Consider the following 20,760-nt stretch of genomic DNA (forward strand, 5'->3'; position numbering starts at 1 on the left):
GATGATCGACAACGTGAGCAAGCGCATCACCGGCGAAAACACGCCTACCTGGCGCGGCACATACTAGGGCGAAATGATCAAACCAAACGCCCTCTGAGAGCAGGCCTGCTGAGGGACGGCTCGTGAGGCGGCTGTTCTTGATCGGTTGACAGGGCGTCGTTCCCATTTTACGGTCGGGTCCGTTATCCATTCAGGGGCGAAAAGTCGCCAACTTCGACACTTTCGCCCTCGACCGTAATCCTGCGAAGGCCGTCGCATGCCGCTGTTACGCCACTGGACCGCTCTGACCTGCCTCGCCCTCACCCTCATCACGCCTCCCGTCCCCGCCGCCTCCGCCGCCTCCACCCGCTGTGCTCCCGGGGGCACGATCACCGACCTCGGCCCCGCCAGCGTCACCAACGCCCTGGGCAACGCCGAGTTCGTCGGTGATGCGCTCTACGCCGTCACCCGCGGCCTGTCACCCAACGTCGTCGGCGCCTACGACCTCGCCGCCGACCGGGTGACCGCCCACCACGACATCCCCACCGGCATCGGTGCCTGGGCCATGGCCCGCGTCGGCACCGACCTGTACGTCGGCACCCACGTCCCGTCCGATCTGTACAAGCTCGACACGATCACCGGAACGGTCACCAAGGCCGCCTCCTTCGACGACCACTTCATCTGGAACCTCGCCGCCTCACCCGACGGCAAGATCTACCTCGGCATGTCCGAGACGGGCAGGGTCGCCGAGTACGACCCCGCCACCGGCGGCACCCGCGACCTCGGCGTCGCCAGCCCCGGCGAGCAGTACGTGCGCAGCCTGGCCGCCGACGAGCACACCGTGTACGCGGGCGTCGGCGCGCACGCCCACCTGGTGGCCATCGACCGCGCCACCGGCGCGAAGAAGGAGATCCTGCCCGCCGAGCTGGCCGGGCGCGACTTCGTCGCCAGCATGGCCATCAGCCCCACCCGGCTGGCGATGGGCATCTCCTCGCAGGGCGAGCTGCTCGTCATGAACAAGGCCGACCCCGCCGACCACGCGATCGTGGCCGTCCCGGGGGAGAAGTACGTGACCGCCGTGGAGTTCCTCGGCCAGGACGTGTACTTCACCGGCCGCCCCAGCGGCACGCTGTACCGCTACCGCGCGGGCAAGGTGGAGACGCTCGGCGTCCCGTACCCGGAAGGAGGGACGCCGCGGCTGCTCGCCCACGACGGCAAGATGTGGGGAGTCCAGGACGGCGCGGCGTTCGTCTACGACCCGGCCACCGGCGCGATCGACTACCGCAACCTGGTCTCCCGCGGCTTCCGCGCGGGAGCCGAGCAGCCGATGACCGTCTACGCCGACGACAGCCGCGTCTACCTCGGCGGCAAGGGCGGGATGCAGGTGCACGACCTGGCCGGCGGGTCCCGGCGGATCGGCCTGCCCGGCGAGCCGAAGTCGATGGCGGAGGTCGACGGCCACCTCTACACCGGCGTCTACACTCAGGCCCTGCTGTACGGTCACCGCCCGGGCAGCGACACCGCCGAGCTGCTGGCCAGGATCGGCAACCGGCAGGACAGGCCGCGCGACATGGCCTACGACCCGGGCACCCGCTCGCTGGTGATCCCGACCCAGCCGGAGCCCGGTCAGGAGGGCGGCGCGCTGTCGACGTACCGGCCGGGCACCGGCGCGCTCAACGTGCGCAGGCCGGTCGTGCCGGACCAGAGCGTCTACTCCGTGACCGCCCACGACGGCGTCGCCTACCTCGGCACCTACATCCAGGAAGGCTTCGGGCTGCCGCCCAAGACCCGCACCGCCCGGCTGGCCGCGTACGACCTGCGCGCGGGCAGGCTGCTGTGGCAGTTCGAACCCGTGCCAGGGGCCGAGTTCATCGCCGACGTGGCACGGCTGCGCGGCCGGCTCTACGGGGTGACCGACTCGGGCGTGCTCTTCGAGGCCGACCCGGAGACGCGGCGGGTGACCAGGAGCGTGCAGGTCGGCACGTACGGCGGCGACCTGGCCGTCCTGGACGGGCAGCTCTACGGGATCTCCGGCGAGGCGGTCAGCAGGGGCGACCGGGTCTACCGCGTGGACCTGCGCGACCTCAGCATCTCGACCGTGGCCGACGGGCTGGCGGGCGACTGGTTCGACGGGGCCAAGCTCGCCGCCGGCGGCTGCGCCCTCTACACACTGCGCGGACGGGACCTGGTGAAACTCACATGAAACTGACTGCGATCCTGCTGTCCACGACGCTGCTGCTCGGGCCGGGCACCGTCACCGACTTCGGCGTCCAGTCCAGTGCGCTCACCGTGCTCGAGGGCGTCTTCGGGACGGACCAGGCCGGCCGGCCGGTCGTCTACAGCGCCCAGATGGGCACGCCGGGCGTGGTGGCCAAACTCGACCCGGTCACCCGCGAGCACCTCGGCACCGCCGAGCTCCCCGGCGCGTCGGGCGCCTGGGGCATCACCCAGGCCGACGACGGGGCCGTGTACGCGGGGAGCTACCCCAACGGGCACGTGTACCGCTACGACGGCGACAAGGCCGTCGACCTGGGCGCGCCGGTGCCCGGCCAGACGGTCCTCTACGGGTTCCAGCCCGGCAGGAACGGCACCGTCTACGGCGGGACCTATCCGGACGCGCACGCGTTCTCCTACTCGCCCGGCACCGGCCTCCGCGACCTCGGGCGCATGTACGACGGCCAGCAGTACGTCACCGACGTGGCGGTCGACGCCGAGCGGGAGCTGCTGTGGGCCTCGATCGGCACGGGCGGCCACCTGATCCGGATGGACCTCCGCACAGGCGACAAGCGAGACATCTGGCCCGAGGCGCTACGCGGCGACCCGAACTATCCGTACGACCTGAACCTGGTCGCGGGCAAGCTCTTCGTCAAACGCAACAAGCTTCAGGGGCTCGTGCTCGACCCTGACACCGGCGCCGTCCTCGCCGACGGCTTCACGATGAGCTCGCGCGGCACCACTCGCACGGCCGAGGGCGGCTACGTCTACTTCACCTCCGGCACCGCGCTGTGGCGCTACGACCTGGCCGCCGACCGGCCCGAGCCCGTGCCTGGGCCGGTCACGGCCGGTGGGCCCGGCGTCGGCTGGGGCTTCGTCGACGGCACCCTCTACGCGCTGATCGGGAACTACTTCGGCGACGCCCTCTCCTACGACCCGCGCACCGGCGCGTCGCAACGCTTCAAGCTGCCCTTCCCCGCCCAGCCGATCGACATCAACAACGTCAGCGCCGGCCAGGACGGGAAGATCTACACCAACCTCTACATCAACGGCACCCTCGCCACCCTCGACCCCGCCACCGGCAAGGTCACCGAGCTCGGCCGCGCCGGCCAGGCCGACGGCCTGTTCTGGCGCTCGGGCAAGCTGTACCTCGGGACGTATCCCAGCGGGGCCGTGCTCGAGTACGACCCCGCCCGGCCCTGGGCCTCCGGCACCAACCCGCGAGAGCTGTTCCGCCTGATCGACGACGGGCAGAACAGGCCACAGGCCTTCGCCACCTCGGGCGGCAAGATGTACGTCGGCAGCACCCCCGACTACGGGCTGTGGGGAGGGGCGCTCACCGTCTACGACTTCGGCAGCGGTCAGCACACCGTCCTCAAGGCGCCGGTGCAGGACCAGGGAGTGATCTCGCTCGCCGTGCTGGGCGGCACGCTGTGGGGCGGCACCACGATCAACGGCGGCGGCGGCACCACCCCGAAGGCCACCGAGGCCAAGCTCTTCACCTACTCCCTGGACGACGGGGCCAAGACGGGCGAGCTCACACCTGTGCCGGGCGCGTCCTCGATCACCTCGGTCGTCGAGGGACCCGACGGGAAGCTCTGGGGGCTCGCCGACGGCACCGTCTTCGTGCTCGACCCGGCCACCTCCAAGGTGGTCCGGCGGATCACGCTGCCCGCCGGGTACAGCGGAGTCCAGGACGAGTTGCACGTCAATCCCGACTCGCACGTGTACGCCTCACTCGACGGCCTGCTGATCCGCATCGACCCGCTGTCGTACGAGTTCACGGTCGTGCGGGACAGCGGGACGTACCGGACCTCTCAGGACGCGCAGGGCAACCTGTGGTTCCGCAGCGGGGTCAAGGCCGCCAACAACGCCGTCCAGGGCGGCGCCCACCTGCTCCGGTACACCCCGCCCCCGGACGCCTGCCCGCACTCCGACATCTCACCGACCGTGGTCATCAAGACCACCGACAGCGGCGTGGCCAACCGGTTCCGCCCCGACGGCTGCACCCTCGAAGACCTCATCGAGGACGAACGCTACGAAGGGCCCCAGCTGACCGCGTACGTCGCCAAGACCACCGCCAAGCTGGTCGCCGACCACGTCATCACCCCCGCTGAAGCCGTCAAGATCATCCATTCCACCCCGAAGCCGGACTGACCGCACGGCGCGCACCCCGGCCGCCCGGGGTCGGCAGGCACCCACGCCGACCCCGGGCGGCTCGCTGTGTCCACATGGGCGGCGCCCCGGGGGCTATCCGGGGGTGCCCGTCAGGGAGCCCGCACCGCAGGCGGGGCAGTCCGGCCGCTGCGGGATGGGCCTGGATCGCAGCTCCAGCGGCCAGAAGTCGATCTCGGTCCAGCGGCCGGTGAGCGCCGGTGGAAGCCCGGTGAGGACGCGGACCGCCTCCCACGCCAGGATGTTGCCCACGAGCCCGCAGAGGGCTCCGACCGCGCCCGCCTTCTCTCGCTTGCCCACCAGCGACTCCATGCGGTCACGACCGTGGTCGGCGAACGTCTCGGCGCGCACGCACGCCCAGCACGCCGACCTCCCCGGGAGGATCGTCGTGCCGATGACCCCGATGTGGTACGCGTACCCGGTGCCCATGATGTGCGGGACATCCGGCCAGCACGCCTCGGCCACCCAGCCGGCCACGTCGTTCGCGGACGGCTGGTCTGCCGCGTTGACCAGGACGTCCGCTCCGTCCAGCAGATCGGCGAGATCGCCGGGGCCGTGGATCCTGCGGTTCACGGGTTCGACCGTGATGAAGGGGTTGACGGCGCGGAGCCTGGCGGCGGCCGCGTCGACCTTGTGCCGCCCCGTGTCGCCGGCGGTGAACAGCGCCTGCCGGGTGAGGTTCGACGGCTCCACCCGGTCGAAGTCGCAGATCCGGATCGTTCCCACGCCGGCGTTCGCCAGCGACAGCGCCACCCAGCCGCCCAGCCCGCCGACGCCGCAGACGACAGCGGTGGAGCCGTCGAGACGCCTCTGCAACTGGACCCCGCTCGCGCAGTCGGCCAGGCCCTCGTCGCAGAAGTCCTGCAGGAGCCGTAACTGCCGGTCGTAGAACTCGGCACGCTCGCCGCCCAGCCGCCCGAACTCCTCGGCGACGTCGCCGACCTTGCTCAGAATCCGCTCCTCGGACAGGACCGTGAGAACGTCGCGCAGATCCGCACGCCTTTCCGAATCGCCGTCGCAGACCATTCTCTCGATGTCGTCAACGGTTCGCCGCCCGTCCAGGAGAACGACGACGCGTTTCACGAAGTCGTCTGCGGTAAATCGCTTCACGGTCCGATCGGCGGTGCACAGGAACAGCAGTTCGTCCCCGTCCATCTGCACAATCACGCTTTCCCGCAGGCGTGGACGCCATCCCGAATCGCTCATGCCGCACCCAATGCCCTCAGCCGGGAATGAGGCGGAAGACCCGGCCTCCGCCTCGCCCGGACTATCGGATCAGTTACCGACGGAGTTCGATGCCGTGACCGCTCCGACACGCAACGGCTCTTCGTTCACCTTCAGCATTACGGGACGTCGCTTCATAGCTTCCCCTCTTCCTCTCGGGTGAATGACCTGGATTCTACCCACGAAATGTCTCCGGCGCGCCGAGTGACCCTCCGCATAAGCTGTCAATCTTTTCGCGCGCCGGCGAAGTCATTCAGTTCCTGAACGGCCCGGTCCATGTCGGCGGCGAATCCCCGCTGCATCAACTTCGCGTACAACTGGTCGCCGCGTGCCGCGCCCCGCCGTATGTCATCGGCGCGCGCGCTCATGCGCGCCTGGATCTCCTTGATGATCACCCTGGGGTCGCCCTGCCATCCGTACGCGTCCAGGAACAGGCGCAGCCGCCTGGGCCGGGCGTCGAAGTCGGTGAAGCCCTCCGACGCCGCCACGCGCCGCGAGTGCAGGGGGACCCAGCTCAGCGCGGTCCAGGCCACATCGGATTCCACGGTGATCGGGCCGGCGAAGTCCCAGTCGAAGAAGCCGGCCAGGCGCCCCTCGTGCCAGGCGGCGTTGAACGGGCTCGCGTCGTTGTGCGCGATGATCAGTCCGGGTGACCACCTGCCACCGCCTCGCCAGGCGGCGTCCCGCGGGGGGACGAAGTCCGACACGGCCACGTGGTAGGCGCGCAGCCACCAGGCCACCTGGCGGAGTGTGTCCTCGGTCCGCGTCCACCCGGGCCACACCAGGCGGTTGCCCATGGTCTCGCCTTCGAGGTAGGTGAGGATCTCGCGGCCTTCGTCGTCGAAGCCCAGGACGCGCGGCGCTTCGGCGAAGCCTTTGCCCTCCAGGTGCCTGAGGAGCTCGTGGACCGCGGGCGTCCAGGTGTTCACGGCCCGCCGGACCGTCGCGCCCACGCGGATCGCGCCCCCGTCGTTGCCTCCTTCGAGCCGGGTCTTCGCCATTCAGCCACCTTCTCCATCCAGTCCCGTATCAACTCCGGCGACCGCCAGGGCTGGGAGAGAAAAGCGGTCGCCGCCGTCACCAGGCCGGTGCGCCGCTCCACGACGCGACAGATTTCCGCCACCCGCGGAGAATAGTCCTGGACGTCATGGAAAACGAGACTGGCGCCTGCTCGAAGCAGCTTCGCCAGCCGGGGGACGTCGATGTGGCCGGGGGGCGGATTCCCGGCTCACCATGACCTTCGGAGGAAGCCCGGTCCTTTAGCTTTAGGGCCGGGAGGAATCCGGACCCCAGGGTGCAAAGCGCACATAACCTCGCCTTCTCCCTTTCGCTGACGGATCCTACTGCGATCCGGAAGGCCCGAAAACGTGGTGGGGGCATGGCGTGGGATGGCACGGTCTCAATCATGGGCCGGACGGTCGATCCACGTGCGTAGCGGCACCGATGTGAGCCAGTGCTGGTTGAAGTAGTCAGTGAAGTACTTGGCAGCCTCCGGATCATCCATGCTCATCCCACGGATGACTTGGTTGGTGCCGCCGGAGAACGCGAGGAACACGAGGCGTTCGTCCACGATCGCCATATTCAGCAGGTCGGCCTTGAGGTCCCACTCGACGACATGTGCCTCGTAGTTGGGTACCGTCCGCGTCTGCCTATAGTGCTCGACCGCCCACCTGCGCATATGGTCAGAGTTCACGCAAATGAGGCGACGGGCAGACCTGGAGGAATTGTCCTTCGCCCAACGCAGCACGGCATCGAAGTACTGCCTGGCTTCCTTCTGGGCGAGTGTAGTCGGTGGCGCCTGTCGTACATACCAGACATCGAGTTGATTTTCAGCACTGTCTAGGATAGCGGCTCTTAGAGCGCTATAAAACTCGCGATTGTTTGCATATCTTCGGAACTCTGTACATTGATGGCCAGGGCCAGCGAGTTCGCGTCTCACGGCCGTGAGTTCGGCCCGTGTTTGCTGCAAGGTCTGATGCATGCCACGCAAGGGCAGCAGACTGCGCAAGATGGCGTATAGCGCTACGAAGATCAGTGGCAGCAGCACGGTTGGTGGCCAGTTGTAGACCGCTCCTACCACGCTCGCGCCGACAACGATCACACAGATAAGCAAGATGACCCTATCCTCGATAGGATCCAGAGAGTTTGGCGCGCGGAGCTTGAATCGGTTGCGTGGCGGAGTCTCGACCATGTGGGCAGCCTTCCTCGTCCTATCTCAATAGACGGGGAAAGTGATGGATTAGTTCCGGGCTCGTTAGGGCCTGTTCAGGACTCAGATGTCCGCGGCGCAGTCTGGCCCTTGTAGGGCGCAGGGATATGGCGCGTGGCGACCTCACCGATTTAGGTGGGAGGCCGTGATGTCAATCCCCTGAAAACGTAAAGACGGTCCTATGCCACAGCGGTCCTCAGCAGGGCCGATGAGGCTGTCCTGTTGTCGATCATGTGACGTTCGAATGTGATTGGGCGGCAGGCCGTCGTTGGCGCTGTGTCGCCGGGTGGTGTTGTAGAAGTCGGCGATCCAGGCCGCGATCTTCAGGCGGGTCTCGGCTCGGGTGCGGAACCGGTGGCGGTGCACGTACTCGACTTTGAGCGTGCTGTTGAACGCCTCCGCCGCTGCGTTGTCCAGCGCGCAGCCGACCCTGCCCATCGACTGCACCACGCCCAGGCGCCGGCACAGGTCGCCTCTCTTCGCGTGCACTCCGGATACGCCGACCGGCAGGAGGTCGCGGCCATCGCAGCGGGCTGGGAGACAGTGCTGCATGCCGCGAACGACCAGGACGGCCGGCTGCGCCTGGGCGAGGTCGGCGAACTCCTCTCGACCTGAGGGACCCGCGACCCTCGGCCCACGAGATGTGATGCCGCACGGCCTTGCTTCCCAATAAGGGGAGAACCCTGAGCGGCCCGCTACCCCTCGCTGCCGAGCACGCGCCGTACGCCCGCCGCCACCCAGATCGTGGCCAGCCCGGCGTACACGCCCAGCAGCGCCGTGGCCACCGAGGTGAGAACCACCGACGTGACGATGGCCAGGCCGAGCAGGGCCGTCCAGCCGTACAGGACCGCACGACCGCGAGCCGAGCCGGTGTGCACGGCTTCCTGGACCGGGGTGACCAGGGCCATGACGGCCACGCCCGCGGTGCCGATCGCGTCCTGGCCCAGCGCCACACCCAGGACGAGCAGCGCCGCGCCCACGGCCACCAGGCAGCACCCCAGTACGGCCACGCGGGTCTCGGTGCCCTCGAAGAGCAGCCGGGTGGCCTTGGCGCGGGCCAGCCGCAGCGTGGTCCACGCCTCGGCGACCCAGGCCGCCCAGTGCAGCACCGCGATGAGCACGAACACTGCGATGAGGGGCGGGACCGCGGGCAGCAGGAACACCTGCCACCAACCGCCGCGGAACCGGCCCCGCAGCCGCGCGAGCCCCCTGTAGAGGGGATTGCGCTGCTTCAGCGCCGTCACGAGAAGATCCCTGGCCTGGTCGAAGCCGGGGTCGAGGCGGAGCACCTCGCGGAAGGCGTCCGCCGCCGTCCGGGGATCTCCGCAGGCCAGCGCCGCATGGCCGTACACGAGGTGCGCGGTGGCGCTCTCCGGGTCCAGCTGTACGGCGTGCGCGGCGGCGGCCCTGGCCTGCTCGGCGTCCCCGAGATGGGTGAGGGCCAGCGCCAGCAGGCTCGCCAGGTCCGCATCCTGCGGATCGATGGCCAGCCCGCGGCGTGCCGCCTCTGCCACCTGGGGCCACTGGCCCGTCAGCATCTGCGTGCGGGCCAGCAGCTCCCAGGTCGGCGCGTACTCGGGTTCGAGGTCCAGGGAGGCGTTGATGGCGGCCATCGCCTCGGCGGGACGGCGGGCGCGGTAGTGCACCTGTCCGGCCGCGTAGTGGGTGAACCACTGCTCGGGCGCCAGCCCCACCGCCTCGTGCGCCTCCGCGACCGCCTCGGCCACGCTGCCCTGCTCGACCAGGGCGAGCGCCAGGAAGGCGTGCGCGGTGGTGTGCTGCGGCTCCTGGGCGAGGAGGCCGCGCAACTCCCGCTCGGCCTCGGCCGGGCGGCGCATCTGCATGAGCGTCCGCGCCCGCTGGAGTGGGTCGGCGACCGTCACCACTTGCCCTTGACCCAGGGCATCAGCTCGTCCCAGGCGCCGGAGTCGTTGGCGTGCATCACGTAGTTGCGCGCCGTGGCCATCCACTCGCGGACCGCCGTGGGCCGCACGCTCTTCGCGGCCGCCAGCAGGTCGGGCGTCGACAGCGGGATGGGACGGCCCGCGCTGATCGACTGCTGGAGCTTCACCTCCACCGCCCGGTCCACCAGGCCCTTCAGGTCCGCCCCGACGAATTGGTCGGTGACCCGCGCCACCGCGTCGAAGTCCATCTCGGCCAGGGGCTTGTTCCGGCACAGGATGCGCAGGATGGCCGCGCGCGCCGCGGCGTCGGGCGGCGGGACGAACACCGGCTGGTCGAGCCGGCCCGGACGGCGGAAGGCCACGTCCACGTACCAGGGCGCGTTCGTGGCCGCCAGCACCAGGACGCCCTCGTTGGCGTTCTGGTCCACGCCGTCGAGCTCGGCCAGGAACTGGTTGACGACCTGCCGCGTGTGCGCCTGGCGCATGTCGGAGCGACGCGCGGCCAGCGCGTCGACCTCGTCGAAGAACAGCACGCACGGGCGGTTGCGGCGCGCCAGCTCGAACGTGGCCCGCAGGTTGCGCTCGCTGGAGCCGATGTACATGTCCAGGATGTCGGCCAGCCCCACGTTGACGAAGGACGCGCCGAGCTCACCGGCGGCGGCCCTGGCCAGGTGCGTCTTGCCCGCTCCCGGAGGCCCGTACAGCAGCACCCCGCCACCGGCGCGCTTGCCGTACGCGGCGAACAGCTCCGGCTGCTGGATCGGCAGCAGCAGCTTGACCCGCAGCGCCTCCTTGACCGTGTCCATGCCGGCCACGTCCGCGAAGGTGAGGCCGGAGTGCTCCACCTCCGTGCTGGTCTCGTCCGCCGGCGCGGCGGCCGCCGGAGGGGCAGTGGCGTACAGCGGGGCCGGCGGGGCCGACAGCCGGGCGGCGAGGTCGGCGTCGGCCACGGACGGGTCACGGGAGACCGCCTCGTGGTAGCGGTACCCCGCCCTCGCCGTGTCGCCCTCACCGAACAGCGCCCGAGCCGCCAGCACGCCCAGCCTGGGCGGGTACCCGGGCGAGGCCAGCAACGGTTCGAGCGCCGCCAGCGCGGCGCCGAAGGCGCTCTGCCGGACGAACGCCTCCGCCAGCCCGGCCGTGATGTCGGCGTTCTTGGGCGCGAGCACGAGCGCGGCGCGGTATTCGGCCTCGGCCTCGGCGAGATACCCCTTGGCCAGGAGCTGCCCGGCGAGGTGTTGCCGCAGGGGGAGGTTGTCCGGGGATAGGCGCGCCGCCTCGCGGAGCGCCTGCAGGCCGGCATCGTCGTGCACGTGCCGTTCCCTTCTGTCGCAGATCTCGGTCGGTCTCAAACTACGCAACATACCGAAATCAGCGCTCGCATACCGGTACATCCCAGACCAGCCGGCCCGCCTTCGGCACCGGCTCCGTCGGCCGTCCTGAGCTGCGGAGACCCACTTGTTCAGTCGTGCTGATCCTCCTCGCGCCGGCTTCTGTGTATCAGAGATCCGGATGTCGGTGGAGCAGCCTTCCCTCCACGTAGGTGGCCAGGACGGTGATGCCGGCCAGTTCGCCGGGCGGCGTGGAGAAGGGGTCGCCATCTGTGATGACGAGGTCGGCGAGCTTGCCCGGCTCGATGGTTCCCGTCCGGTCGTCATGGTGGTTGAGCCACGCTGTGCCGATCGTGTACGCGGACAGCGCAGCGGTCAGAGGGAGGCGCTGCTCGGGCAGGAACGCCCGCTCTGATTCGCCATGAATCATCCGGTTGACCGCGACGTGGATGCCGAGGAAGGGGTCGGGGCTGCTGACGGGCCAGTCGCTCCCCGCGGCCAGGTGCGCCCCCGTGCGCATCAGTCCGCCGAAGGGGTACTGCCAGCCGGCACGCTCCGGCCCGAGGAACGGGATCGTCAGATCGTCCATCTGCGGCTCGTGCGCCGCCCACAGCGGCTGGATGTTGGCGGTGACGCCGAGGGCGGCGAAGCGCGGGACATCGTCGGGGTGGACGACCTGCAGGTGGGCGATGTGGTGGCGGTTGCCGTTCGGGCCGTTGACCTTGCGGGCCGCTTCGAAGGCGTCCAGGGCTTCGCGGGCGGCCCGGTCACCTACGGCGTGGACGTGGACCTGGACTCCGACGGCGTCGAGCCGGGTGACGTACTCGCGGAGTTCGTCCGGTCCGATGAAGCTGATGCCCTGGTTGCCGGTCTGGCATCCGCAGCCGTCCAGGTAGGGGGAGGTCATCGCGGCGGTGAAGTTCTCCGCCACGCCGTCCTGCATGATCTTCACGCTGCTGGTCCGGAACCGGCCGACGACCGTCCGGCGGGCCAGCAGCTCGGGGAGCTGCTCCTCGCCTCGATCCCGGTCCCACCACAGGGCGCCGACCACACGGGCGGTGAGCACTCCGGACCTGGCGGCGCTTTCGTAGGCCCGTTGAACCTCTGGGCTCACCATCGCGTCCTGCCAGGCCGTCACCCCTGCCTGGTGCATGCGCCGCTGGCCGGCCTGGAGGGCGCGGAGCATGTCCTCGGCGGTCGGTTGAGGGACGTGGCGGCCCACGATCGAGGCGGCGCCCTCGTGGAGGGTTCCCTGCGGGGCTCCGTCTGGTTCGCGCTCGATGCGTCCGTCAGCGGGGTCGGGCGTCCCGGCGTCGATCCCGCACAGCCGCAGGGCCCGGGTGTTGACCCAGGCGCCGTGCCCGTCCCGGTTGGTCAGGTAGACCGGCCGGTCAGGGCTCACCCTGTCCAGTTCGTGGCGGCTCGGCGTGCCGCCGGGGAACCACTCCATGGACCATCCGCCGCCGGAGATCCAGGTCGCCTCGGGGTTGGCCGTGGCGTACGCGCGAATCGTGGCGAGCGCCTCGTCGGCGTCGTGTGCTTCGTGCAGGTCGCACCGGATCATGGCGAGCCCGGCGAGCACCGGATGCACGTGGGCGTCCTGGAAGCCGGGCAGCAGGGCCCGGCCGGCCAGGTCGACGACCTCGGTGGCCGGCCCGGCCATCGCGCGTACCTGCTCGTCGCCGCCGACGGCCACGATTCGCCCGTCGTGGACGGCGACCGCCGTGGTGGTAGTGCCGGCGCGATCCATGGTGCGGACGCAACCGTTGAGAAAGACGGTGTCGGCAGGGGTCATGCTGGTCTCCTTCGGCCTCAGAGCTGGGGGCGCGTGGGCCACGGGCGGACGCGCTCGATGGCTGCGCCGAGGTGGAAGACGGTCGCGTCGTCGTAGCTGCGGCCGGCGATCTGCACGCCCGTGGGCACGCCTTGGGACGACAGCCCGGAGGGGACGTTGAGCACCGGGCAACGGCTGGCGATGTTGAAGACCGGCGTCAGCGAGTACTCCAGGTAGTGATCGAGCTGGACCCCGTTGACCGTCAGCTTGGTGTCCACGTAGTCCTCGCCCGCGGGCAGTGCCGCCACGCCCGCCGTCGGGCAGATCAGCGCGTCGTAGCGGTCCAGCAACTCGCCGATCACGGCGTAGATGCGACCCTCCAGCTCCAGCCCGGCCAGGAAGCCGTCCCGCTCCACGGCGGCGCGCGTCTCTTCGGCGAACGCGAGCGCGTAGGGGGTGAGCTCGCCGGGATGCGCCGCCGCGACGCGCGCGACCATGGGGCCGAAGATGGTGCCGAAGTGGATGAAGGCCGCGCGCATGACGTCGGCCCGGCGCAGCCGTACCTCCACTTCCTCGACGATCGCGCCGGCGGCGGCGAGCGCGTCGGCGACCGCACGCGTGTTGGCGGCGACGTCGGGCTCGATCTCCCAGTCGCCCAGATCGAGGGAGTAGGCGACACGCAGCCCGGCGACGTCCCCGAGCCGGTCGGGGATGCGGACCGCGGGGCGCAGGGACACGACGTCGCCGGGGTGCGGGCCGACGATGGCGTTCTGGAGCAGCGCGCAGTCGGCGACGGTCCTGGCCATCGGCCCGTCGTGGCAGTAGTGGTCCAGGTTGAAGGGGGACATGGCGGGCACCCGCCCGTAGGGCGGCTTGTAGCCCACGGTGCCGGTGGCCGAGGCGGGCAGGCGGATCGAGCCGCCGATGTCCGACCCGGTGGCGATCGTCGCCGTCCCCGAGGCGAGCGCGGCGCCCGAGCCACCGGAGGAGCCGCCCGGCGAGTAGTCCAGGTTCCACGGGTTGCGGGTGACGCCCCACAGGCGGGAGTGGGTGAAGGCGGCGCAGCAGAACTCCGGTGTGGTGGTGCGGGCGTGGACGATTCCTCCGGCGGCCATGACGCGCTCGACGACGGGATGGGTGGTGTCGGCGAGGTGGTCGGCGGAGGCGAGGGAGCCGTCGGAGGCGCGTCTCCCGGCGATCGGCTGCTCGTCCTTGGCGGCCACCGGGAGTCCTTCGAGCGGTCGCGGCGACCCGCCGCCCAGATAGCCGCGCTCTGCCTTCTTGGCCTGGTCGAGCGCCTCGTCGAACAGTTTCTCGCTGAGCGCGTTGACCCGGGGCTCGACGGCCTGCGCCCGCTCGATGACCGCGGTCATGAGCTCGACGGGGGAGAGCGCCCGGGTCCTGAACAGCTCCAGGGCGTCGGTGGCGGACAGGTAGGCGAGGTCACTCACATGATCTCCTGAAGGGCGCGCCGGTCGGCGGCGATCTGGGCGGGGTTCCAGCCGGGCCGCGGCACGGAGTGCAGCAGCAGGCGGGTGTAGGGGTGCTCGGGGGCGGACAGGACCTGTGCCGTCGGCCCGGACTCGACGACCTTGCCGCGATAGAGCACGACGCTGTCGCTCGCCGCGTGCCGGACCAGGGCGAGGTCGTGGGTGATGAAGACGTAGGCGATGTCGAGCTCTCGGCGGATCCGGGCCAGCAGGTCGAGGATCTGCGCCTGGATCGACACGTCGAGTGCCGAGGTGGCCTCGTCGAGGATCAGCACCTTCGGCTCGGTGGCCAGCGCGCGGGCGATGGCGACCCGCTGGCGCTGGCCGCCGGACAGCCGCCTGGGGAGCACGGCCGCCTCTCGCTCGCCGAGCCCGACGAGATCGAGGAGTTCGTCGCGGCGGGCGCGGCGCTCCTGCCTGCTCAGGCCGAAGTGCAGCCGCAGGGGTTCCTCGACGCACTCGGCCACGGTGATGCGGGGGTCCAGCGAGAGATAGGGGTCCTGGAAGACCATCTGGATCTCTCGTGCCCTGGACAGCCTGGCGGCGCGTCCTCGCGGCTTGCGCGAACGGTCACGGCCCTGGACGCTGATCCGCCCGGCGTCCGGCGCTTCCAGGCCGACGAGCATCCGGGCGGTCGTCGTCTTGCCCGATCCGGACTCGCCCACCACGGCGAGCGAGCCGCCCGGCCGCAGGGAGATGGAGACGCCGTCGACGGCGGGCCTGCCGCCGAACGACTTGCGCAGCCCCTCGACCTCCAGCACGTTCTCAGTCATGAACCGGCTCCTCCGCGCGCAGGCACGCCACGTGGGCGTGCCCCAGGACCTCGAGGGCGGGCCGGTGCTCGCGGCACCGGTCCTCGGCCAGGTGGCAGCGTGCCGCGAAGGCGCAACCGTCCGGCGCCTCGGCGAGCGACAGCGGCCGGCCGGCGACACCGTGCGGAGGCTGATCGGACTCCAGCCGCGGGGTGGCCGCCAGCAGCCCGGCGGTGTAGGGGTGGCGTGGCCGCGTGAACAGCCCGCCGGTGGCCTGCGCCTCGACGATCCGGCCCGCGTACATCACGTAGATGCGGTCACAGATGGCCGCGGCCAGCTCCAGGTCATGGGTGACGAACAGCATCCCCATCCCGCGCGCCGTCCGCAGGTGCGACAGGATCGCGATGACCTCAGCCTGCGTGGTGACGTCCAGCGCGGTCGTCGGCTCGTCGGCCAGCAGCAGATCGGGCTCCGCCGCCAGCGCCCCCGCGATCATCACCCGCTGCAGCATCCCTCCGGAGAACTCGTGCGGATGGCGGCGCAACGCGGAGCGGGGATCGTCGATGCCCACCGCCTCCAGCAGCTCCTCCGCTCGGGCAAGAGCCTGCTTGTACGGTGTGCCGCCCGCCCTGAGGCCCTCGGTCACGAAGTCGCCGACCCTCCGGACCGGATTGACCGACGCCCGCGGGTCCTGGAAGATCATCGCGACCCGCCGTCGCCTGAACTCGCGCAGCCAAGCAGCCGGCTTCGCGAGTACGTCCTGCCCGCCGACCACGATGCGGCCGCCGACACTGGTCCGCTCGGGGAGCAGGCCGAGCACGGCCCGGCAGGTGACGGACTTGCCGGACCCGGATTCGCCGACGAGCCCGACGGCCTCGCCCTGGGAGACGCGCAGCGACACCGCGTCCAGGATGGGGCGCGCGGCCTGGCCCGGCGGCAGCCGTACGGAGAGTTCCTCGATGTCGAGCAGGGGGCCGCCCATCACCGCTGCCTCCTCGCGACGCGGTCGGCGATGCCCTCGCCGACGGTGCTGAAGGCCACCACCGTGATCACGACGGCGGCGCCGGGGGCCAGCGCGGGCAGCATCGCGCCCTGGAGCAGGGCCGAGGCGCCCTCGTTGATCATGGCGCCCCAGTCGGGCACGGGCGGCTGGGTGCCGAACCCGAGGAACGACAGCGCCGCCAGGTCCATGAGCGCGTAGCCGAAATTGATCGCCGACTGCGCGAAGATCAGCGGCAGCACGTTGGGGACCAGGTGCCGCAGGCAGATCGTCCACCCGGACCAGCCCTGCACCCGGTAGGCGTGGATGTAGGGCCGGGACATCTCCCGCATGGCCACGCCGCGGGCCAGCCGCCCGACGTACGGGGTGTAGGCGATGCTCATCGCCACCACGGGCGCGGAGAGCCCCGGGCCGAACATGGCCACCAAGGTGATCGCCAGCAGCAGCGCGGGGAAGGCGAAGACGAAGTCCATGCCCCGCGACAGGACGGCGTCGACGACGCCCCCGCACCAGGCGGCCAGCACCCCGAGCAGCGTGCCGGCCACGGTCGACAGGGTCACCACCAGCAGCGGGCCGAGCAGTCCCGCCCGCGCACCGAAGATCAGCCGGGACAGGACGTCGCGGCCCGACTGATCGGCCCCCAGCAGGTGATCGGAGCTCGGCCCGCTGAGAGCGGCCGAGAAGTCGATGGCGAGCGGATCGTGCGGCGCCACCAGCGGGGCCAGGATCGCCACGGCTACCAGGACCGCCAGGACGGCCACACCGGCCACGGTCAGGTTGTCCGCCGGCAGCCGGTACCGGCGGTGGAGTGTCACGGCTGTCACGGGAACTCCTTCACAACGCCCGGCTCTGCCCGTGCGACAGGCGCGGATCTATGGCCGGCTGGAGCAGGTCCACCAGCAGGTTGGCCAGCACGAACACGACGACGATCAAGGTGGTGACGGCCTGCACCACCGGGAAGTCCTTGACGGTGACCGAGCTGACCAGCAGCTGCCCGACGCCGGACAGGCCGAAGGCGCTCTCCACGATCGAGGTGGCGACCAGCAGCCCGGCCACCACCGTGCCGGTGACCGTACTGATCGGCCCGAGCGAGTTGCGCAGCACGTGCCGACGGATCACCGCCTGCTCCGGGACGCCGCGCGAGCGCGCCACCTCCACGTGCTCGCGGGCCAGCTCCTCCAGCATCGACGCCCGGGTGACGCGGGCCAGCAGGCCGGCGAACGTCAGGGCCAGCGCGGCCGCGGGCAGAGTCAGGTGCCAGAGGCGGCCGGTCAGTCCGGTGCCGTTGCCGAAGGCGGGGAACCAGCCGAGCTGCACCGAGAACAGCGAGATCAGGCCGATCGCCGCGACGAACGAGGGGGTCGCGGTGGCCACGCCGGTGCCGATGAGGACGATCCGGTCGAGCGGCCCGGGCCGTAGCGCGGCCAGCGCGCCGAGGAGCAGCCCCGCGAGCACGATGAGCAGCCCGGCGTAGCCGACCAGGAAGAGCGTCGTGGGCAGCCGGGCCAGGATCAGGCCGGTCACGTCCTGCCGGAACTGCACCGAGCGGCCGAAGTCGCCGCTCAGCGCGCCACTGACCCACTTGAGGTACTGCACGAGGAACGGATCGTCGAGGTGGTACTGCGCCCTGATCGCGGCGAGCGCCTCCGGCGAGGCCGAGCGGCCCTGGGTGAGGAACGAGGCCGGATCGCCCGGAGCCAGGTACACCGCGGCGAACACCGCGAACGACGCGCCGGCCAAGGTCGCGACCAGTCCGGCCAGCCTGCGGGCCAGGAAGGCGCCCATCAGCCCGCCGACCCGAGCGGGGCGGCCCAGGGGTAGACCAGCTGGGCGATGCCGGTGGGCGCCCCGGTGAGCCGGTTGTTGAGGAACATGCTGTGCGGCACCTCGTACAGCGGGATCCACACCATGTCGCGGACCGCGATCTCCTGCAGCTTGGCGACGACGGCGGCACGGGCCGCGGAGTCGGCCTCGGCTCCCGCCTCGTCGACGAGCTTGTCGTAGTCGGGGTTGGAGTATCCGCCGTAATTCGAGAAGTTGCCGGTCCGCAGGATCCCGTAGAACTCCAGCGGATCCGGGGTGGAGTCGTACCAAATGGTCATGACCAGGTCGATGCCCTGCCGGGCCTTGGGGTCGGAGAACAGCGCGGTGTAGGCCTCGGGAGCCACCGCCTTCTGCTCGACCTGCAGGCCGATGGCCTGACCTGCCGCCTGGACGGCGTTGGCGACGACGCCGATGTCCGGGGCCAGCGTGCTCGTGGCGATCACGATCTTCTTGCCCGCCGCGCCGGCCTCCTGGACCAGCCTCTTCGCCGCGCCGAGATCGGCGGGCAGGTCGGGAAGCTTGGCGTAGTACTGCTTGGCCGCCTCCGGGGCGATGCCCCACGCCCCGATGGCCGCCGGCGCCTTGGCCGGTGTGGCGACCCCGGCCACGCTGGCCTTGAGGATGCTCTTGCGGTCCAGCGCCATGGACAGCGCCTTGCGCAGCCGCGGATCGCCGAGCGTGCCCTTGAGATCGAGCGGGATGAGGCTGACCGCCGCCGTGTTGGGGCCGAAGTACAGCTTGCCGCTCGAGGCCGCGCCCAGGCGGGTGAAGCCGCTGGGGGGAATCAGGTAGCTGCCGTCCGCCTCTCCGGAGAGCAACGCGTTGACCCGCGCCGCGGGGTCGGAGATGAAGACGTTGCGCACCGTGGCCGCCTTGGCCTTGAGCTCGGGCTTCCAGTAGCCGTCGAAGCGGTTGAGCGTGATGGACTGGCCCTTCTCCCAGCGTTGCAGGGAGTACGGCCCCGTACAGTTCACGCCCTTGTCCGGCGTGCCGTACCCGCTGCCGGTCCTGGCCAGGAACGCGGCGCTCTCGACGGTGCCCGCCGAGGTCCCCATCTCCTCGTTGAACAGCTGGTCGGGCTTGTTGAGGTTGACGGTGACCTCCATCGGCCCGGTCTTCTCCACCGATTCGACGTTCTGGTACGCCGAGACCCAGTACGACCCCACCTTCGGATCCATGTGCCGGCGCATGCTGGCCACGACGTCGGCGGCGGTGAGCAGGGAGCCGTCATGGAAGCGCACATCCGGGCGGATCGTGTACACCCAGCGCTTGGGGTCGGGGGAGTCGGCCTTGCTCGCCAGCCCCGGCTCCACCCGCATGTCCGGCGTGATCCGCATGAGCTGCTCGCACACGTTGGCCAGCACGGTGTTGGGCGGGTAATCGAAGGCGTAGGCGTAGTCGAGCGACTGCGGTTCGGCGTAGAGCGCCCAGGTCACGGCGTCCACCGGGCCCTTGGCCGGCGGGGTGTCGCGGGTGATGGTGAAGGCGCCGCCGGGTCCGGCTGCGCGCGAGCCGGCTGCGCCCCCTCCGCAGGCAGAAGCCGCCAGGACGATCATCGCCGCGGCGGCGAGACGAGAGGTACGCATCGGACCACCTCTTCCTCTTGCGGGAAAGTGCCATGAGTATTGGTGAAGGAACGTTCCTGCACAAGGACGTGAAGGAACGATTCTGCAACGGTCGGCGAGGTGGCATGCCGGCTTGACACCCTGCAAAAATGACGGCCATGAGCGAGTCAGACCGTAACCCCGGGGAGCGCGTGCGCCTGGTGGACGTCGCGCGCGCGGCGGGAGTGTCCAAGACGACCGTGTCGGACGCGCTGAACGGTGCGGGCCGGCTTCCCGACGCCACCCGCGAGCACGTTCGCCAGGTGGCGCGCCGGCTCGGATACCGGCCGAACGCCACGGCGCGCCGGCTGCGGTCCGGGCACTCGCGGTTGCTCGGACTGGCGGCCCGCGAGTACGTCGAGCACGCCTGGGTCTACACCGAACTCGCCTACTTCGCCCAGCTGACGACCGCCACGATCCGCGCCGGCACGGCCCACGGATACGGCGTGGTGCTGCTGCCCACGACGGGGCCCGACGACTACTGGCTCGACCTGCCGCTGGACGGCGTCTTCGTCGTCGACCCCGTCGACGGCGACCCCATGGTCGGCGACTTCCTCGCGGCCGGCATTCCCGTGGTCTCGGACCGGAGAGCCTTGGCCGGCACGCCGTGGCCGTGGATCGACTTCGACTACGGCGGCGCCATCCGTCAGGTACTCGACCACCTGGAGGCGGCCGGCGCGGAGCGGATCGGGGCCGTCGCCGCCTCGACCACGGCCTGCTTCCACCAGGATTCCGTCCAGGCGTACTCGGACTGGCACGCCGAGAAAGGGCGCGAACCGCTCATGGTCTACCTCGACGCGCCCGGAGTCGAGGCGGCGCTCGACGCGGTGGAGACCCTGCTGAGCGGTCCCGCGACGCCGGACGCGCTGGTCGTGCTCGTCGAGGTGAGCCCGCCCCTGCTGCTGGACAAGCTCCGCAGGCTCGGCAGGTCGGTGCCCGGAGATCTGCTGCTCGTGTGCGTGACGGAGGACACGACGACTCCCTTCACGGATCCGCCCGTCAGCACGCTCAGCTTCCTGCCGGCCGAGACCGCGGACGTCGCGGTCGAGATGCTCGTCGACATCATCGAGCGCCGCGGCGTCGCCACCGGCCGGCTGCTCCAGGCCAGGTTCGACATCCGTGCCTCCTCCGATCCCGGGAAGTCGGCGTCGTCGGCCTCTTGATGAACGAGTAGAGCGGAGGGACGCCAGAGACATCGGATCTCTGAGTGGAGAGCGTGAACCGCCCGCCTCTCGGCCGGAGACGCGGTCTTGGCGAGCACGTCCCCGGGCTTTCTTCGA

At 70.6% G+C, this 20,760-nt stretch carries 17 protein-coding genes; 4 read left to right on the forward strand and 13 right to left on the reverse strand.

What is annotated here, in order from left to right; all coding sequences use genetic code 11:
* The first annotated feature begins 256 nt into the window (after window positions 1–256).
* Together ABZ297_RS18715 and ABZ297_RS18720 are read left to right on the forward strand one after the other, a co-directional pair.
* Window positions 257–2,182, forward strand: coding sequence for a hypothetical protein (locus tag ABZ297_RS18715; RefSeq protein ID WP_355347205.1), 1,926 nt, complete (start codon window positions 257–259; stop codon window positions 2,180–2,182).
* Window positions 2,179–4,350: a hypothetical protein gene (locus tag ABZ297_RS18720; protein ID WP_355347208.1), complete on the forward strand. Its 2,172-nt coding sequence runs from the start codon at window positions 2,179–2,181 to the stop codon at window positions 4,348–4,350. Before ABZ297_RS18715 ends, ABZ297_RS18720 begins: the two co-directional genes overlap by 4 nt.
* 93 nt (window positions 4,351–4,443) lie before the next feature.
* Here the strand turns inward: ABZ297_RS18720 and ABZ297_RS18725 are convergent, their stop codons facing one another.
* The 4 genes from ABZ297_RS18725 to ABZ297_RS18740 all read right to left on the reverse strand — a co-directional run bounded on the left by ABZ297_RS18725 (window position 4,444) and on the right by ABZ297_RS18740 (window position 8,290).
* A complete protein-coding gene (locus ABZ297_RS18725; RefSeq protein ID WP_355347211.1) occupies window positions 4,444–5,523 on the reverse strand; it encodes a ThiF family adenylyltransferase in 1,080 nt (359 codons plus the stop codon).
* Between the two features lie 293 nt (window positions 5,524–5,816).
* Window positions 5,817–6,593, reverse strand: a complete 777-nt coding sequence (locus tag ABZ297_RS18730) for a phosphotransferase (RefSeq protein ID WP_355347214.1) — start codon at window positions 6,591–6,593, stop codon at window positions 5,817–5,819.
* A 398-nt stretch (window positions 6,594–6,991) separates the two neighbouring features.
* Window positions 6,992–7,783: a hypothetical protein gene (locus tag ABZ297_RS18735; RefSeq protein ID WP_355347216.1), complete on the reverse strand. Its 792-nt coding sequence runs from the start codon at window positions 7,781–7,783 to the stop codon at window positions 6,992–6,994.
* Between the two features lie 141 nt (window positions 7,784–7,924).
* Window positions 7,925–8,290 carry an integrase core domain-containing protein gene (locus ABZ297_RS18740; protein ID WP_355347218.1) on the reverse strand — a complete coding sequence of 122 codons (366 nt, stop codon included), beginning with the start codon at window positions 8,288–8,290 and terminating at the stop codon, window positions 7,925–7,927.
* Here ABZ297_RS18740 and ABZ297_RS18745 point away from each other — a divergent pair.
* On the forward strand, window positions 8,285–8,416 hold the full coding sequence (locus ABZ297_RS18745) for a hypothetical protein (protein WP_355347221.1): 132 nt from the start codon (window positions 8,285–8,287) through the stop codon (window positions 8,414–8,416). The two genes, ABZ297_RS18740 and ABZ297_RS18745, sit on opposite strands and share 6 nt — an antisense overlap.
* Window positions 8,417–8,496: 80 nt before the next feature.
* Here ABZ297_RS18745 and ABZ297_RS18750 read toward each other — a convergent pair whose 3' ends face one another.
* From ABZ297_RS18750 to ABZ297_RS18790, 9 genes are all read right to left on the reverse strand, one after another.
* Complete coding sequence (locus ABZ297_RS18750) at window positions 8,497–9,684, reverse strand: tetratricopeptide repeat protein (protein ID WP_355347224.1); 1,188 nt, start codon at window positions 9,682–9,684, stop codon at window positions 8,497–8,499.
* The gene (locus ABZ297_RS18755) at window positions 9,681–11,018 is read right to left on the reverse strand and encodes an ATP-binding protein (RefSeq protein WP_355347227.1); all 1,338 of its coding nucleotides are present in this window, start codon (window positions 11,016–11,018) and stop codon (window positions 9,681–9,683) included. The genes ABZ297_RS18750 and ABZ297_RS18755 overlap by 4 nt, the downstream gene beginning before the upstream one ends.
* Before the next feature lie 187 nt (window positions 11,019–11,205).
* A complete protein-coding gene (locus ABZ297_RS18760) occupies window positions 11,206–12,831 on the reverse strand; it encodes an amidohydrolase (RefSeq protein ID WP_355347230.1) in 1,626 nt (541 codons plus the stop codon).
* A 17-nt stretch (window positions 12,832–12,848) separates the two neighbouring features.
* Window positions 12,849–14,261 (reverse strand): amidase, encoded by a 1,413-nt coding sequence (locus ABZ297_RS18765; protein WP_355347233.1) that lies wholly within the window; start codon window positions 14,259–14,261, stop codon window positions 12,849–12,851.
* Window positions 14,258–15,073, reverse strand: coding sequence for an ATP-binding cassette domain-containing protein (locus ABZ297_RS18770; RefSeq protein WP_355347236.1), 816 nt, complete (start codon window positions 15,071–15,073; stop codon window positions 14,258–14,260). The genes ABZ297_RS18765 and ABZ297_RS18770 overlap by 4 nt, the downstream gene beginning before the upstream one ends.
* A complete protein-coding gene (locus tag ABZ297_RS18775) occupies window positions 15,066–16,034 on the reverse strand; it encodes an ABC transporter ATP-binding protein (protein ID WP_355347352.1) in 969 nt (322 codons plus the stop codon). Before ABZ297_RS18775 ends, ABZ297_RS18770 begins: the two co-directional genes overlap by 8 nt.
* Window positions 16,034–16,876: an ABC transporter permease gene (locus ABZ297_RS18780; protein WP_355347239.1), complete on the reverse strand. Its 843-nt coding sequence runs from the start codon at window positions 16,874–16,876 to the stop codon at window positions 16,034–16,036. The genes ABZ297_RS18775 and ABZ297_RS18780 overlap by 1 nt, the downstream gene beginning before the upstream one ends.
* Window positions 16,877–16,886: 10 nt before the next feature.
* Complete coding sequence (locus tag ABZ297_RS18785) at window positions 16,887–17,837, reverse strand: ABC transporter permease (RefSeq protein WP_355347242.1); 951 nt, start codon at window positions 17,835–17,837, stop codon at window positions 16,887–16,889.
* Window positions 17,837–19,462 carry an ABC transporter substrate-binding protein gene (locus ABZ297_RS18790; protein ID WP_355347245.1) on the reverse strand — a complete coding sequence of 542 codons (1,626 nt, stop codon included), beginning with the start codon at window positions 19,460–19,462 and terminating at the stop codon, window positions 17,837–17,839. Before ABZ297_RS18790 ends, ABZ297_RS18785 begins: the two co-directional genes overlap by 1 nt.
* A gap of 137 nt (window positions 19,463–19,599) precedes the next feature.
* On the opposite strand from ABZ297_RS18790, the gene ABZ297_RS18795 reads away from it, so the two are divergent.
* Window positions 19,600–20,643, forward strand: a complete 1,044-nt coding sequence (locus ABZ297_RS18795) for a LacI family DNA-binding transcriptional regulator (RefSeq protein ID WP_355347248.1) — start codon at window positions 19,600–19,602, stop codon at window positions 20,641–20,643.
* Window positions 20,644–20,760 lie beyond the last annotated feature (117 nt).

The organism is Nonomuraea sp. NPDC005983 (genome assembly GCF_040614375.1).
In the GTDB taxonomy this organism is placed as follows: Bacteria; Actinomycetota; Actinomycetes; order Streptosporangiales; family Streptosporangiaceae; genus Nonomuraea.

Coding starts and splice junctions, on each gene's coding strand:
- ABZ297_RS18715 (WP_355347205.1), top strand. CDS start 257: ATGCCGCTGTTACGCCACTGGACCGCTCTGACCTGCCTCGCCCTCACC.
- ABZ297_RS18720 (WP_355347208.1), top strand. CDS start 2,179: ATGAAACTGACTGCGATCCTGCTGTCCACGACGCTGCTGCTCGGGCCG.
- ABZ297_RS18725 (WP_355347211.1), bottom strand. CDS start 5,523: ATGGACGGGGACGAACTGCTGTTCCTGTGCACCGCCGATCGGACCGTG.
- ABZ297_RS18730 (WP_355347214.1), bottom strand. CDS start 6,593: ATGGCGAAGACCCGGCTCGAAGGAGGCAACGACGGGGGCGCGATCCGC.
- ABZ297_RS18735 (WP_355347216.1), bottom strand. CDS start 7,783: ATGGTCGAGACTCCGCCACGCAACCGATTCAAGCTCCGCGCGCCAAAC.
- ABZ297_RS18760 (WP_355347230.1), bottom strand. CDS start 12,831: ATGACCCCTGCCGACACCGTCTTTCTCAACGGTTGCGTCCGCACCATG.
- ABZ297_RS18770 (WP_355347236.1), bottom strand. CDS start 15,073: ATGACTGAGAACGTGCTGGAGGTCGAGGGGCTGCGCAAGTCGTTCGGC.
- ABZ297_RS18775 (WP_355347352.1), bottom strand. CDS start 16,034: ATGGGCGGCCCCCTGCTCGACATCGAGGAACTCTCCGTACGGCTGCCG.
- ABZ297_RS18785 (WP_355347242.1), bottom strand. CDS start 17,837: ATGGGCGCCTTCCTGGCCCGCAGGCTGGCCGGACTGGTCGCGACCTTG.
- ABZ297_RS18790 (WP_355347245.1), bottom strand. CDS start 19,462: ATGCGTACCTCTCGTCTCGCCGCCGCGGCGATGATCGTCCTGGCGGCT.
- ABZ297_RS18795 (WP_355347248.1), top strand. CDS start 19,600: ATGAGCGAGTCAGACCGTAACCCCGGGGAGCGCGTGCGCCTGGTGGAC.